The organism is Hyphomicrobium sp. (assembly GCF_009026145.1).
Classification (GTDB): domain Bacteria; phylum Pseudomonadota; class Alphaproteobacteria; order Rhizobiales; family Hyphomicrobiaceae; genus Hyphomicrobium_A.
The window spans coordinates 1-12,763 of sequence record NZ_WBUE01000011.1 but is presented as its reverse complement, the minus strand read 5'-3'; the positions used below and the strand labels follow the sequence as shown (position 1 = coordinate 12,763).

The 12,763-nt window shown below is 66.3% G+C and carries 13 protein-coding genes and 1 pseudogene; 6 read left to right on the top strand and 8 right to left on the bottom strand.

Annotation, left to right across the window (positions count from 1 at the left end):
• The first annotated feature begins 64 nt into the window (after positions 1-64).
• From F9K20_RS10415 to F9K20_RS10390, 6 genes are all read left to right on the top strand, one after another.
• Positions 65-1,015, top strand: a complete 951-nt coding sequence (locus F9K20_RS10415) for a homocysteine S-methyltransferase family protein (RefSeq protein WP_291000941.1) — start codon at positions 65-67, stop codon at positions 1,013-1,015.
• Between the two features lie 326 nt (positions 1,016-1,341).
• Entirely contained in the window at positions 1,342-2,754 is a 1,413-nt protein-coding gene (locus F9K20_RS10410; protein ID WP_291000938.1) for an ammonium transporter, read from the top strand.
• Between the two features lie 25 nt (positions 2,755-2,779).
• Positions 2,780-3,007: a hypothetical protein gene (locus F9K20_RS10405; RefSeq protein WP_291000936.1), complete on the top strand. Its 228-nt coding sequence runs from the start codon at positions 2,780-2,782 to the stop codon at positions 3,005-3,007.
• A gap of 373 nt (positions 3,008-3,380) precedes the next feature.
• Complete coding sequence (locus tag F9K20_RS10400; RefSeq protein WP_291000934.1) at positions 3,381-3,923, top strand: DUF6869 domain-containing protein; 543 nt, start codon at positions 3,381-3,383, stop codon at positions 3,921-3,923.
• A 123-nt stretch (positions 3,924-4,046) separates the two neighbouring features.
• Positions 4,047-4,613: a Spy/CpxP family protein refolding chaperone gene (locus F9K20_RS10395; RefSeq protein WP_291000931.1), complete on the top strand. Its 567-nt coding sequence runs from the start codon at positions 4,047-4,049 to the stop codon at positions 4,611-4,613.
• Positions 4,614-4,701: 88 nt separating this feature from the next.
• On the top strand, positions 4,702-5,166 hold the full coding sequence (locus F9K20_RS10390) for a YaiI/YqxD family protein (protein ID WP_291000928.1): 465 nt from the start codon (positions 4,702-4,704) through the stop codon (positions 5,164-5,166).
• On the opposite strand, the gene F9K20_RS10385 is transcribed toward F9K20_RS10390, so the two are convergent.
• From F9K20_RS10385 to F9K20_RS10350, 8 genes and pseudogenes are all read right to left on the bottom strand, one after another.
• A complete protein-coding gene (locus tag F9K20_RS10385; RefSeq protein ID WP_291000926.1) occupies positions 5,163-6,137 on the bottom strand; it encodes a hypothetical protein in 975 nt (324 codons plus the stop codon). The genes F9K20_RS10390 and F9K20_RS10385 overlap by 4 nt on opposite strands.
• Positions 6,138-6,147: 10 nt before the next feature.
• Positions 6,148-6,819: a hypothetical protein gene (locus F9K20_RS10380; protein ID WP_291000925.1), complete on the bottom strand. Its 672-nt coding sequence runs from the start codon at positions 6,817-6,819 to the stop codon at positions 6,148-6,150.
• Positions 6,820-6,914: 95 nt separating this feature from the next.
• Positions 6,915-8,065, bottom strand: a pseudogene (locus F9K20_RS10375) (ABC transporter permease).
• Entirely contained in the window at positions 8,062-8,991 is a 930-nt protein-coding gene (locus F9K20_RS10370) for an ABC transporter ATP-binding protein (RefSeq protein WP_291000923.1), read from the bottom strand. The pseudogene F9K20_RS10375 and the gene F9K20_RS10370 overlap by 4 nt, the downstream one beginning before the upstream one ends.
• A complete protein-coding gene (locus F9K20_RS10365; protein WP_291000921.1) occupies positions 8,978-9,784 on the bottom strand; it encodes an HlyD family secretion protein in 807 nt (268 codons plus the stop codon). The genes F9K20_RS10370 and F9K20_RS10365 overlap by 14 nt, the downstream gene beginning before the upstream one ends.
• Entirely contained in the window at positions 9,781-10,413 is a 633-nt protein-coding gene (locus F9K20_RS10360; RefSeq protein ID WP_291000918.1) for a TetR/AcrR family transcriptional regulator, read from the bottom strand. The genes F9K20_RS10365 and F9K20_RS10360 overlap by 4 nt, the downstream gene beginning before the upstream one ends.
• Before the next feature lie 190 nt (positions 10,414-10,603).
• A complete protein-coding gene (locus F9K20_RS10355; protein WP_291000915.1) occupies positions 10,604-11,329 on the bottom strand; it encodes a thioredoxin family protein in 726 nt (241 codons plus the stop codon).
• A gap of 158 nt (positions 11,330-11,487) precedes the next feature.
• On the bottom strand, positions 11,488-12,252 hold the full coding sequence (locus F9K20_RS10350) for a thioredoxin family protein (protein WP_291000912.1): 765 nt from the start codon (positions 12,250-12,252) through the stop codon (positions 11,488-11,490).
• Positions 12,253-12,763 lie beyond the last annotated feature (511 nt).

Sequence of the window (12,763 nt, the reverse complement as noted above, 5' to 3'; positions counted from 1 at the left end):
CCCCGTAATGTCAGGGCCAATAGGTTCGCGCGCGTCGGAGCGAAGCGAACGATCGGAGACCAAAATGGCCAAATACCGCCACCGCCTGCCGCAACTCGACAGCGGCCTGTTCCTCACCGATGGCGGGCTCGAGACGACGCTGATCTTCCACAGGGGCATCGAGCTGCCGCACTTCGCCGCGTTCGATCTTTGGCGCACCCTCGAGGGTCACGAGATGCTGCGCGACTACTATTGCCCGCACATCGAGGTGGCGCGCGCCAACGGCTACGGCTTCATCCTCGATACGGCGACGTGGCGGGCGAGCGCCGACTGGGGCCAGAAGCTCGGTTATTCAAAGGAAGCCTTAGCCGCCGTCAATCGCGACGCCGTCTCGCTGACACTGGAGCTGCGCGAGGAATACGAAACGGCGGACATGCCGATGGTGGTAAACGCCACGCTGGGTCCGCGCGGGGACGGCTACGTGCCGGGCGCGTTGATGAGCGCCGCGGAGGCGCAGACCTATCACGCCGAGCAGATCGGGGTGTTCGCCGACACCGACGCCGACATGCTGACCGCCTTCACGCTCACCAATAGCAACGAAGCGATCGGCATCCCGCGCGCCGCCGAGGCGGCGCGCATGCCGGTAGCGCTGTCGTTCACGTTGGAGACCGACGGCAAGCTGCCGACCGGCGATCGTCTCGGCGATGCGATCGCGGCGGTGGATGCTGCCACCGATGGCTATCCCGCCTACTACATGATCAACTGCGCGCACCCGACGCACTTCGAGGCGACGCTGGCCGCGGGGGGCGCCTGGCTCGAGCGTCTGCGCGGCGTACGGGCGAATGCCTCCAAGCGCAGCCATGCTGAGCTGAACGAGGCGTCCGATCTCGACGCCGGCGATCCCGGCGAGCTCGGTGCCCAGTACCGCGCGCTGCTGCGGCGCTTCCCGCACATCCGCATCGTCGGTGGCTGCTGCGGTACCGATGGTCGCCACATCGCGTGCATCGGCGAGGCCTGCCGCCACGCTGTGGCGTGACGGCGTGGGCCCATGTCACGCCTCCAGGAGCGCTAGTCACACCCGCAAGCACTTTGCCTGTCTGAAGGGCGATTGAACGCTTTTTTCGCCATCTGCCCCCGCCTTGACCGCTTTGCGGTCGCCCGCCCACGACGCCACCGCCAGCGTCGCCGCTTTAAGAAATCCTCGCATTTTCAAACCGCTGTGCGGCGTCGACAGCGCTGGCCGGGAGCGCCTCGCAGAAGCGGTATGGGATTTGCACTGTGGTGAAATTATTTGCAGCTCACGCAACCGAGCGGGAGCTGCGCGGGACCATGTGTGAGGCGACTCAAAGGTGGGAGAGGCGTATGGCCAATGAAACGACAGCGCTGACGACGCTGTTCACGGAGTTCTACTTCTTCATGACCGTCGTGCTGATGTTCTTCATCCACGTCGGCTTCTGCATGTACGAGGTCGGCGTATCGCGCACCAAGAACGTGCAGCACACGCTGCTCAAGAACACCATGGCGATCCCGGTCGTCGGGCTCGCCTTCCTCTTGTTCGGCATGTGGCTGTACATCGCCTTGCAGGCGTGGCCCGTCGCCTCGCCATCGGTCAGCCTGGAAACCGGTTTCGAGCCGTGGTCGCAGAAGCTGGCGCCAAATCTCTCGGATCACATCTCGGGTGTGTTCTGGGCTGCCTTTGCGCTGTTCGGCATGACGGCGGCATCGATCGTGTCGGGCTCCATCATCGAGCGCGCCAAGACCACCGGCTTCCTGATCATCGCCGTCTATGTCGGCGCCGTCGCCTGGGTCATCCCCGCCGCCTGGGGTTGGGCCGGTAACGGCTGGATGGCGCAGTACCTCGGCTTCCACGACCAATACTGCTCGGCGGTGCTGCATGCCCCGGCTGGATTCGCCGCCCTCGGCGTTCTCATGGCGCTCGGTCCGCGCATCGGCAAGTTCGGCCCCAAAGGCGAGCCACGCGAGATCCCGGCCCACAATCCGTGGATGGTGACGCTCGGCATTTTCATGATCTACATCGGCTTCTTCGGCTTCTATGCCGCCTGCCACATCCCGATCGTGAATGTCGCCGCAGAAGGCCAGGCCGCTTACTGGACGACGACGAACATCTACGGCGTGCCCATCACCCTGTCGGGCGTCACGCTCAACTTCCTGTTCGCGCTGTTCGGCGGCATGATCACCGCCTACCTGATCTCCGGCGGCAACGCGTTCTGGACCTACTCCGGGGGACTGGCCGGCATCATCAGCGCCAGTGCCGGCAACGACTTCTACCATCCGATCCTGGCGCTGGCCGTCGCCTCGGCGGGAACCGCGCTCGCCTACATGCTGCACAACTTCGTCGAGCGTCGGTTCAAGATCGACGACGCGGTCGGCGCGGTTGCGGTGCACGGCTACTGCGGCTTGTTCGGCGGCATCGCCGCCGGCTTTCTGCTGTGGGGCTACCCGGCAGTGATGCCCAGCGCCGGCGCGCTGATCACGCTGTCGGAAGGCGCCGGCTGGTTCGGCACCAACGCCGAGGGCCTGCCCATCGTCACGCCGATGGGCAACACCATCGTGTCGCTCGTCTTCGCCCTCGGGTTCGGTCTGATCCCCGGCTACATCCTCGGCATGCTGCTCAAGGGCTTCCGCCTGCTGCGCGTGCCGGCGCCCGTCGAGATCAAGGGCCTCGACGGCGAGGTCGTCACCATGACCTACCCGGCGCTGTCAGGTACCGAGGCGGCGTTCGAGGCACTGCAGCAGAAAGAAGCCAAGATCTGATCCAACCCAGCGAAAGGAGAAATCCATGTCGACCGGATTGTCGTCACTAGCAAAGTTGCCGGAACTCGGCGCCGCCTACCCGTTCGCCGGTATGGAATACGTCTTCGCCATCGGCCTGCTCGGCTTCTTCGCCCTCTTCTTCTTGTGGCAGATCGCCATGGAGCAGAGGCACATCAAGAAGATCATGGGCGAGACGAAGACCGAGGCGGCTGCGCCGATGGAGATGGAGCCCGCATTGGCGGCCGCCGAATAGCCGGCGCAGAGAGCCCATCGCGATGGCCCGGACTTGCATCCGGGCCATCGCCATTTGGCTGGATCAGGCGCGGGTTCACGCCTCCCGCCCCGCGAATCGGCTACGAGGCGTATCGAGCTGACTAAGGGTGTTCAGTGCGTCGCCTCGGCGCCAGGCAACCGAGAAAATTGTGCACCTCCTTCTGCTTTTGCGAACCCCAATTAGCCAGCGTATTGCCCTTTGAACGCTATTGTCTGATCCTGCCCGGATATTAGGCGGGACGTGAGCGCCACAGGCTTTCCACTGGCGCGGCGCCGCAATTCCCATTGCGACCGCAAAGCTGCGCAAAGAACAATGCTACAAGCGTTCCGTACGCCGAGCGGGGATCGAGCCAATGAACCGCACGTGGAGCTGCTTCGATTGCCGGTTCGACGGCGCCGAGCCCGTCTGCGTCACGGCCGACGGCACGTTCGATCCGCAGCGGCTCGCCCGCATGCTGCTGAAAATCCCGCCCGCTGACGGCACGCGCGAGGAGAAGTCCGATCGCATGCGCGCTTACGACTGCGTCGACGAGATGATGCAGACGGCCCCCGAGGCCGCCGTTACCTTCATCCTCGCCGCCCTCGACGAGTGCCGGACGGGCGCGCACGTTGCGCTGCTGGGCGCGGGTGCGCTCGAGACCCTCCTGAAGATGCACGGACCGCAGGTCATCGGCGTGCTCGAGAACGCGGCCAGGAAGCATGCCAAGGTGCGCTACCTGCTGTCCGCCACGTGGGGGCAGAGCTCGATCTCTCCCGCGGTATGGGAGCGCCTCGTCGCTGCCGTAAAGCCGGGCCCGGTGATGGACGCCGATTGTCGCACGCCGGCTGCGGGCATGACCGACAAGGTCCTCGACGCCGCCGGGCTCGCCAAACTGCTCTCCGAGCCTATGCACTGAGCGCGCGGGAGTGCTTGCGAATCGGCGCCGCATCAGCGGCGATGCCCGTTGATGCGGATCAACGTATTCGATCTCGCAAGGCTTAACATTCAACGTCGATCATCAGAGTCTGGAGCACGAGCCATGAGACGAATTGCAGTCGTCGCGCTAGCCACTCTCGCGGTCGCGCTATTTGCAACGGCGACAACCAGCTTGGCGCAGCAGCCTGATGCCGAGCAGGGCGACTCGCCGGCCGGCATGGGAATGATGGACGGCGAGAGGATGGGCCCGGGAATGATGGGCCACCAGGGGATGGGCCGCGGCGGCATGATGGGAATGATGGGCGGCGGCTGCCCAATGATGGGGATGATGGCGCGCGAGGCTGGCGCACCATCGTTTGTCGAGGGCCGCATCGCCTTCATCAAGGCCGAGCTCGGCGTCACCGATGCCCAGAAGGAGGCCTGGGATGCTTACGCCGCAGCGTTGCGCGAGAACCTAGAGAGCATGCAGAAGATGCGAACGTCCATGATGGGCGGCATGCGGTCCGGCAATCCCGTCGAACGCCTCGATCTGCACATCTCGACGATGGAGTCGCGGCTTCAATCGCTGAAGGAGATCAAGCCCGCGTTGGCAGCCCTCTATGCCGCGCTGAGTGAAGATCAGAAGAAGAAAGCCGACAGCTTGCTTACGGGCATGGGCTGCATGATGTGACGCTGCGAGCGCCCAAATATGCAGTGTTTCGCAGCAGCCCCACGCGGCCGAGCTTGCATGCGCAGTGGATATCGCTAAACAGCGGCGCGTGAGCAGCGCGACCACAACACCTACCATCTACGTCGATGCCGACGCCTGTCCGGTCAAGGACGAGGCGCTGCGCGTCGCCGAGCGGCACGGCCTGCCTCTGCATTTCGTGTCGAACTCGTGGATGCGGCTGCCTGACGGCCCGCTGGTCAAGCGCATCATCGTTGCCGACGGGCCGGACGCGGCCGACGACTGGATCGTCGAGCACATCGGTGCTCCGGACATTGCGGTCACTGCCGATATCCCGCTCGCAGCGCGCTGCCTGAAGAAGGGCGCGCAGGTGATCGGCCCGACGGGCAAGCCGTTCACCGAAGCCAGCATCGGCATGGCGCTGGCCATGCGCGAGCTCTCCGCCCACCTGCGCGAAACGGGCGAGAGCAAAGGCTATAACGCCAGCTTCGCGCGCCAGGACCGCTCGCGCTTTCTCGAAGCGCTGGAGCTCGCAGTGCGCCGTGCACGCGGCTAGTCGCGGGCGTAGACCGGAATGAGGAACTGCGCGTTATAGCCAGGTGCGGGCTGGGTCGGTGTCGCTCTGGCACGCTCGTAGTCGGTGCGCACGTAGAGCGTCCACTGGATGCCGGCGCCATCCTCGTCGAGCGCGCAAGGCGGCTGGCTATCGGGAAGCGGCAGGTCGATGGGAATGGTCGTCGTTCCGTCCTTTAGGCGCATCAAGCGGCCGGTCTCGATGGGATAGGTTTCCGACCAGACCATCTCGGTGCTCCATTTCTTGGTGCGGCGGCCTTTCGAATCCCGCGACCAGTGCCAGGTGCGGCGCTCGCAGGCGATCTCGACTTCGAGTGGCACGGGCGAGGGCATGCGGACGACGACGACGCCGCGAAAGCTATCGCCGAGATAGCCGGGTAGCGTGTCGATGCGTAGCGTCGAGGCGCCGTAGCGCCACCATGTGCGGGTGGCCCCGATGGCGCACAGCACGCCGATGAGGCCGCAAAGCGGCAGGATGACCGCGAAGGCGGCATCGACCCACGAGGAGCGCACGGCGGCGACGATCTTGTCGTGGTTGACACTCCAGATGAAGGCGCAGGCGCCGCACCAGCCGGCCGACCAGATCCACAGGAAGATGGTGACGGCGAGGCTCGAGCGGTCGACGACCTTGCGCGCGGCCCAGTCCGCATTGAGCATCCACGGCGCGCCTGGATGCAGTGCCGCGCGGCGCTCCTCGCGCGCAGCGCGAGCCGGAGCGTCGATGTAGTGAAGATAGTAGAGGCCGAGTCCGAAGGCGGTGAACACGCCGCCGACGACGGTGCAGATCACGGCCGTCGCGAGGTCGGCATCGCCACGCCGGAAAGCGCCGATGGCGCCCACCGAAGCGAGAATGCCAAGGAGCGTCACGCTGCCGAGGATCAGATGCATGACGACGGCGCCGAGGATGCGCCCGGCGCGCGATGATGCGGCCGATGTAGTGCTGCTGTCAGACATTTGAATGGACCTATATCCCCAGCGCGTCGTCGCGAAAGATCGGTTCGCCGGCGCGGATCCGCGCCTTGAGCGTCTCGCTCAAGTCGTCGTTCGCCTCGAGCGTTCCGTCATCGTTCTCGTAGAAGAATTCAGGCAGCAGGTACTGCGTCGCATCGTCCTGCCAGAGCACGACCTTGATGCCGCTGACCGGGCCGGAGATGTCGTAGCTCTGATCGTCGATGACGATCCCCTGCGCGGTGATGCCACCCCAGGCGCGGAAGCTGCCGTGGTTGTATTCGCAGTAGATCGTGCCGGCGGAGATAATTGGGCCGGCGGCGATGAGCGGCGCACCGCCTTTGATGATGTGGCGCACGGTGAGCGGGCCGAGCACGGCGAGGAACGGGCCGCCGTCGACGTTCGCATTGAGGATGTCGCCGTGGACTGCCAGCGAGCCGAGCGCTAGTACGCCGCGAAAGCTCTTTCCATCGTACTCGGCACATTCGTAGTCGAGGGCGAGGTCGCCATCAATCGCCGCGCCGTCAGGCAGCAGCAGCACACCGCTGCGGTCGTACTCGTCGGCGAAATTGAGCTCGTCGTCGAGCGCGATCTGCAGGTCGCGCGGCGCCATGTGGCGTGCGAGCACCGGCGCGAGCAGCGCCTTCGCTTCCTGGCTGGAGATCAACTTGCCGCCGGTGATGAGCACTGCGTGGATCCGTCCTTGGGGGAGCGGATCTATAGGATGCACGATACGCACACGGTGTTACGCGGGGAACAACAGCGTTTGCATCGTCAGGCGGCTCAGTCGAGCGTGCGGCGGAAGCGGCGCACGGCGAAGGTCATGGCCAGCGTCATGAGCGCCAGCAGCGCCAAGGCCTCGCGATGCAGGTCGTAGAGATCGGCACCCTTCAGCATGATGCCCCGCGCACGATGCGGATATAGTGCGTGAGTGGCAGTGCTTCGCCGATCATCTGCGCCCAGCCCGGCATGCCGGCGAAGGGAAACATGAAGCCGGAAAGCAGGATGTTGGGCAGGAAGAACATGAACGACATCTGAATCGCCTGCAGCTGGTTCTCGGCGATGGTCGAGAAGGTGTAGCCGATCGACAGGTTGGTGGCGATGAACAGTGTGCTGAGCAGCGCCAGCAGCCCGATGCTGCCGGTGATCGGCACCTCGAACACGAGGGTACCGAAGGAGAGGATCAGTGCCGCCTGCAAAAAGCCGATGGCGATATACGGCGTAATCTTGCCGATCATGATCTCGAGCGGCTGGATGGGCATGGCGAGCAGGCTTTCCATCGTGCCGCGCTCGATCTCGCGCGTGACCGACAGCGCGGTGAAAATGAGCATAGTCATGGTGAGGATCACGCCCAGCAGACCGGGAACGATGTTGAGGCTCGTCACCGCCGCCGGGTTGTAGCGCCGGTGCTGGCGTATCTCGAACGGGGTCACGGATTGCCGAGTTTCCGGCACGCTGCGATCGCGCGCCAGGGCGGTCGACACGACGCCCTCGAGCGCACCGAGAGCGGTTCCGGCGGCAACCGGATCGGTGGCATCGGCGGCGACCAGCAACGCCGGCCTGTCGCCGCGGCGCACGGCGCGCTCGAAGCCCGCCGGTATCTCGACCCCGAACAGAACATTCCCGGAGCGCATCAGGCCATCCATCTCGCTTTCCGAGTGCACGACCTCGACCAGGTCGAAGTAGGTCGTGTTGCGCAGCGCGGCGAGAATCGAGCGGCCCACGTCGCTGTCCTCGTAGGCGAGCACGGCCGTCGGCAGATGGCGCGGCGTCGTGTTGATGGCAAAGCCGAACAGCGTGAGCTGCAGCAGCGGGATGAAGATCATGGTGCCGAAGGTTAGCCGGTCGCGCCGCAGCTGCACGAACTCCTTGGAGAACATCGCCGCCGTGCGCACCAGCGCGCCCGGCCAGTGGCTGACAGCAAGGGCGCTCATCGGAAATTGTCCTGCGACCGCGACATAAGATCGATGAAGACATCCTCCAGAGACGGCTCCGACAGACGCGAGGTAAGATTACCCTCAAGCTTCGCCACCGTGTCGTCCAAGGCCGCGGCGTCGCGGCCGGCGACGTGCAGGCTGGTGCCGAACGGCGCCACCATGTCGACGCCGGGCATGCCGACCAGCTTTTCCGCAAGATCGTTGATCTCTGGGCCGCTCACGGTATAGGTGCGCAGGCGCGAGTCCTCGATGACCTGCGGGATGGTGCCCTGCGCCAACAGCTCGCCGTAGGCGATGTAAGCGATCTCGTGGCAGCGCTCGGCCTCGTCCATGTAATGGGTGGAGACGAGCACGGTCATGCCGTCGGCGGCGAGCTTGTGGATCTCGCCCCAGAACTCGCGCCGCGCCTTCGGATCGACGCCGGCGGTCGGCTCGTCGAGCAGCAGCAGGTCGGGCTTGGGAAGGATGCAGGCGCCGAGCGCCAGGCGCTGCTTCCAGCCGCCGGAGAGCGTGCCGGCCAGCTGACGCTCGCGCCCCTGCAGCCCCAGGCGCTCGATGGCCTGTACTACCGCGGCGCCGGGGTTCGGCAGCCCGTAGACGCGCGCCACGAACTCCAGGTTTTCCTTGATCGACAGGTCCTGGTAGAGGCTGAAGCGTTGCGTCATGTAGCCGACGCGCCGCTTGATCTTCTCGCGCTCGGTTATGATGTCGTAGCCGAGGCAGGTGCCGTGCCCACCATCGGGCGTCAGCAGCCCGCAGATCATGCGCAGCGTCGTCGTCTTGCCGGAGCCGTTGGGGCCGAGAAAGCCGTAAATCTCGCCGCGCCGCACGCGCAGGGAGAGATTGCGCACTACCTCTTTGCCGTCGAAGGATTTCGTAAGCCCCTCGACATCGATAGCGATGTCATCCTCATTTCTCGACATGAGCGGTCTCCCGTGGCGGCGCATTGAGCAGCGCGACGGATGCCGGTTGCCCGATGCGCATGTCCTCCGGGCGCTCGGGCAGCGCCTCGATGCGGAACACCAGCCGCGCGCGCTCCTCGAGGCTGTAGATCACCGGGGGCGAGAACTCGGCCTGCGCGGAGATGAAGCTGACGCGCGCGTAAAGATCGTCGCGGCAGCCATCGCAATTGATGCGCACGCGGTCCCCGATCGCGACGCTCGGCAAGATCGATTGCGGCACGAAGAAGCGGACCTTGACGTTCTGCGGCGGCAGAATGGAAACGATCGGCCGGCCGGGCTCGACCATCTCGCCGCCGCGGAAATAGACTTCCTGGATCGTGCCGGCCACCGGGCTCGCTCGCGCCCGGCGCTCCAGGCGCGTGCGCGCCGAGTTGAGCTTGGCTTGCGCCGAGCGCAGCGCCGCGTCGGCATCGTCGAAAGCCTTCTGCGAGCCGACGGCGCGCTTCAGCAGCACTTGCGCGCGGTCATAGGCCTGCTTGGCATTGGTGACGGCCGCCTCGTTGTCGGCGACCGCGGCGCGCTGCAGATCATCATCGAGCGTGAACAGCGGCGAGCCCACCTGCACCGTCGAGCCTTCGCGAACGGCCAGCGTCTCGATGCGCCCGATCTCGTCGGGGCTGACGAAGACGAAATCCGCCTCCACCCACCCCTGGTACTGGCGCGGCGCGTCGTGGGGAACAAGGTAGTAGTACGAGGCGACGCCGCCGCCGACCGCCAGCAGCACGAGGACAAGGGCGGCGAGCTGGCGTTTCATTGCGGCGTGCTCCTTGCGCGCGCGGTGAGCACGTCGCGGTGCGCGCGCAGAAAGTCGGCGACATCGAGCGGCTTGATGCGCGCGAACAGTGCGTCCCAGATGACGGCGAGCAGCAACGGCGCGGCAACGAGCTGCGGGTAGCGGGCGATGGCATCGTTCGGCAGCTCGCCGCGCTCGGCCGCGCGCTGCGCGATCTTCGCCACCATCGGCAAGATGCGTCCCACGACATCGCGATAGTAGAACTCGGCGATGCGCGGAAAGCGCGGGCCTTCGGCGAGGATCAGGCGGATGATGAGCTTGCGGCGGGTGCCGAGAACTTCCTTCTCGAACAGCTCGAACATCGCGTCGAGCATGGCCGCCATGGGCAGGTCGGGAGCGGCGGCGAGCGCGCCGAGGCGCTCGACGATCGGCGAAGCCGCCCCGCGCACGACCTCCTCGAACAACGCCTCCTTGTCCTTGAAGTAGAGGTAGAGGGTGCCCTTGGCGACCCCGGCTTTGGCGGCGACGTCATCGAGGCGCGCGGCCTCGAACCCGCTCTCCGCGAACACCGTCAGCGCGGCATCCAATATGGCCTCGCGGCGGGCTGCAGGCTCCGCCTTGCGATTGCGTGCTGGCACGGCCTCCGGCATCCGGCAACTCCTATGACTGACGCGTCAGTCATTGACTAGGGCCAATTACCCGGGCTTGCAAGGGCCAAAAGATGGGTTGCGGGACATTTGTGGTCCCCAGCCCTGAGGCGGATGAGCGCTTTGGCGCGCGCCCCAGACTGTCCGAGCCGCGCGCATCGGCTGCCGGCGGATCGGTCGAACGCGCGCTCCGCTAGCGCAGGGCGATACGGTCGGCGCCGAGGATCGCCCCCGGATTGCGCAGCGATCCCTCCTGCAGCAGGACGACGACGCCGTCGTAGTCCTCGCCGCGTGACAGCGCGATCTTCTGCGTCACCGGCGCACCCGACCATTCGCCGAGCAGAATGATGTCGCGCGCGATGTTGGTGTAGGTGACCTTGTGGCGGGCATTCTCGCCGCGCCCGATGGCCACCTCGCGCGAAGCGAAGTACGGCAGCACGACGATTGTTGCTCTCTGCGCGGCAACGCCGGTGGCGGCACCTACGGTGACGACGATTTCGCCTTCGCGGTGCTGCGCCATGAGCGGCACGCCGGCCGGCGCCGTCGTGGCCGCGGCGGCGTCGATGGCGCGGCGGTTGCCGCCGTTGGCATGCTCGCTGCCGTTGACGACGGCCTGCGGCGTGTAGACCTGCCCGTCGCCGCGCATGCGCGAATACGCCACCTGGCGCTCGGTGAAGGCGTGCTTGGCGAACGTATCCTTCCAGCCGAGCCGGTCCCAGTAGTCGACGGGCAGCGACAGAACGATGAACTGCGGATCGCCGGCGAGCGTGGCGAACAGCCGGTCGGCCGGCGGGCAGGATGAGCAACCCTGGCTGGTGAACAGCTCCAGCACCGTGGGCGGCGCTGCTGCAGCTCCGGATCCGATGCTGGCGGCCAGCAGAAGCGCGGCCATCATACGTGTGTGCAGGCGGACGCGCATGCGCGTTGCTCCTCGATGCGTACGGACTGTCCTGCTATTCGTCGATGCGTACGGACTGTCCTGCTATTCGGCCACCGCCGCTATTCGTTACGCGCTCTTCACGCCGGCCGAGACGAGGTCGGTGTCAGTCGACAACGACGCGCGCTGCCGCATGCCACTCATTGTTGCCGCGGCCTCAGCGCGCTGAGCTTAGGGCGGATCGGGAGGCGCGTGGCGCCGAGAATGGCGCCGGGCCGCTCCGGCGTGCCCGCCTGCAAGAGCACGACGATGCCGTCGTATTGCGCGTAGTCGTTGAGCGGCAGCTTTTGTTTGACCGGCTTGCCGTCCCATCGTCCGACCGGCACGATGTCGCGCACGAGGTTCGCATACCTGAGCGTCTCGCCACCGCGCATGGGTATCTCGCGCGAGGCGACGAACGGCAGCACGGTGATCATGGCGCCGGAGGATGCCGCACCCTTCGCCGCGCCGACGGACACGACGATCTCCTCCCCGACCGGCATCGCCTTCACAGGTACCGACAGCACGCCGGCCGTTTGCGCGACGGCGTCGCCGATCTCGGCGATATCGGAGCCTTCCGCCTGCGCCGCGCCGTTGATCACCGCCTGCGGCGTGTAGAGGAAGTCCTCGTTGCGCACATCGGCGTAGGCCGACTGGCGCTCGGTGAACGCCGGCTTGGCGAGCGCGTCCTTGCGTCCTGGCCGGTCCCAGGAGTCGACCGGCATGACTAGCGTGATGAGGTCGGGATGGCGCGCGAGCTCGACGAACAGCGCGTCGGCGGGCGGGCAGGAGGAGCAGAACGGGCTGGTGAACAGCTCGACGACGGCGCGCGGCTTCGCCACGACGACGGCGCGCGGCTTCGCTTGCGTAGCCCCCGTCAGAACCGTCAGCACGGCGAGCGCGAGCACGAACGTATTTCGACGCATTACCTGGAACCCTCGATTGCACGCCGCCCGAAAGGCAGTGTTCCTCCCAATCGCGGCCTCGATGCGGCAGCTTCAGCGATGTGCGGTTAAGGCTCCCCTTCCCCCCTTGAGGGGAGGGCGAAGATGTATGCTACCCTGCGCTTGAGCACTCGCTCGGCGCGCGCCATATTCGGCCCATGCCCCCTCCCCCCAAGGACAACGACAGGATCCCGAAGCCGCGCCCCTCGCGCGCGGGCAAATCCGGCAAGCCCGTGCCGCCGCCGCCCGAGACGGCGGCCGGTACGCCGGAGGTGCGCGCGCGCGGCAAGGCCAGGAGCAGACGCGCCGAGCCTACGACAGGCCCTGGATTGAGCGAGGCGCCGCAGACCGCCTTCACGTCAACTCCCTCTCCCCGCGCCCCTTCGGCGGGGAGAGAGGGCGGGGGTGAGGGGCAGCTACGAGCAGCGCCAGATTTTGCCCCTCACCCCGACCTTCTTCCCGTAAACACGGGGAGAGGGGATAGCGCCGCGCA

Excerpts from the sequence above, each read along its gene's own strand:
- F9K20_RS10415 (WP_291000941.1), top strand. The coding sequence starts at position 65 with ATGGCCAAATACCGCCACCGCCTGCCGCAACTCGACAGCGGCCTGTTC.
- F9K20_RS10410 (WP_291000938.1), top strand. The coding sequence starts at position 1,342 with ATGGCCAATGAAACGACAGCGCTGACGACGCTGTTCACGGAGTTCTAC.
- F9K20_RS10405 (WP_291000936.1), top strand. The coding sequence starts at position 2,780 with ATGTCGACCGGATTGTCGTCACTAGCAAAGTTGCCGGAACTCGGCGCC.
- F9K20_RS10400 (WP_291000934.1), top strand. The coding sequence starts at position 3,381 with ATGAACCGCACGTGGAGCTGCTTCGATTGCCGGTTCGACGGCGCCGAG.
- F9K20_RS10395 (WP_291000931.1), top strand. The coding sequence starts at position 4,047 with ATGAGACGAATTGCAGTCGTCGCGCTAGCCACTCTCGCGGTCGCGCTA.
- F9K20_RS10385 (WP_291000926.1), bottom strand. The coding sequence starts at position 6,137 with ATGTCTGACAGCAGCACTACATCGGCCGCATCATCGCGCGCCGGGCGC.
- F9K20_RS10370 (WP_291000923.1), bottom strand. The coding sequence starts at position 8,991 with ATGTCGAGAAATGAGGATGACATCGCTATCGATGTCGAGGGGCTTACG.
- F9K20_RS10365 (WP_291000921.1), bottom strand. The coding sequence starts at position 9,784 with ATGAAACGCCAGCTCGCCGCCCTTGTCCTCGTGCTGCTGGCGGTCGGC.
- F9K20_RS10360 (WP_291000918.1), bottom strand. The coding sequence starts at position 10,413 with ATGCCGGAGGCCGTGCCAGCACGCAATCGCAAGGCGGAGCCTGCAGCC.
- F9K20_RS10355 (WP_291000915.1), bottom strand. The coding sequence starts at position 11,329 with ATGCGCGTCCGCCTGCACACACGTATGATGGCCGCGCTTCTGCTGGCC.
- F9K20_RS10350 (WP_291000912.1), bottom strand. The coding sequence starts at position 12,252 with ATGCGTCGAAATACGTTCGTGCTCGCGCTCGCCGTGCTGACGGTTCTG.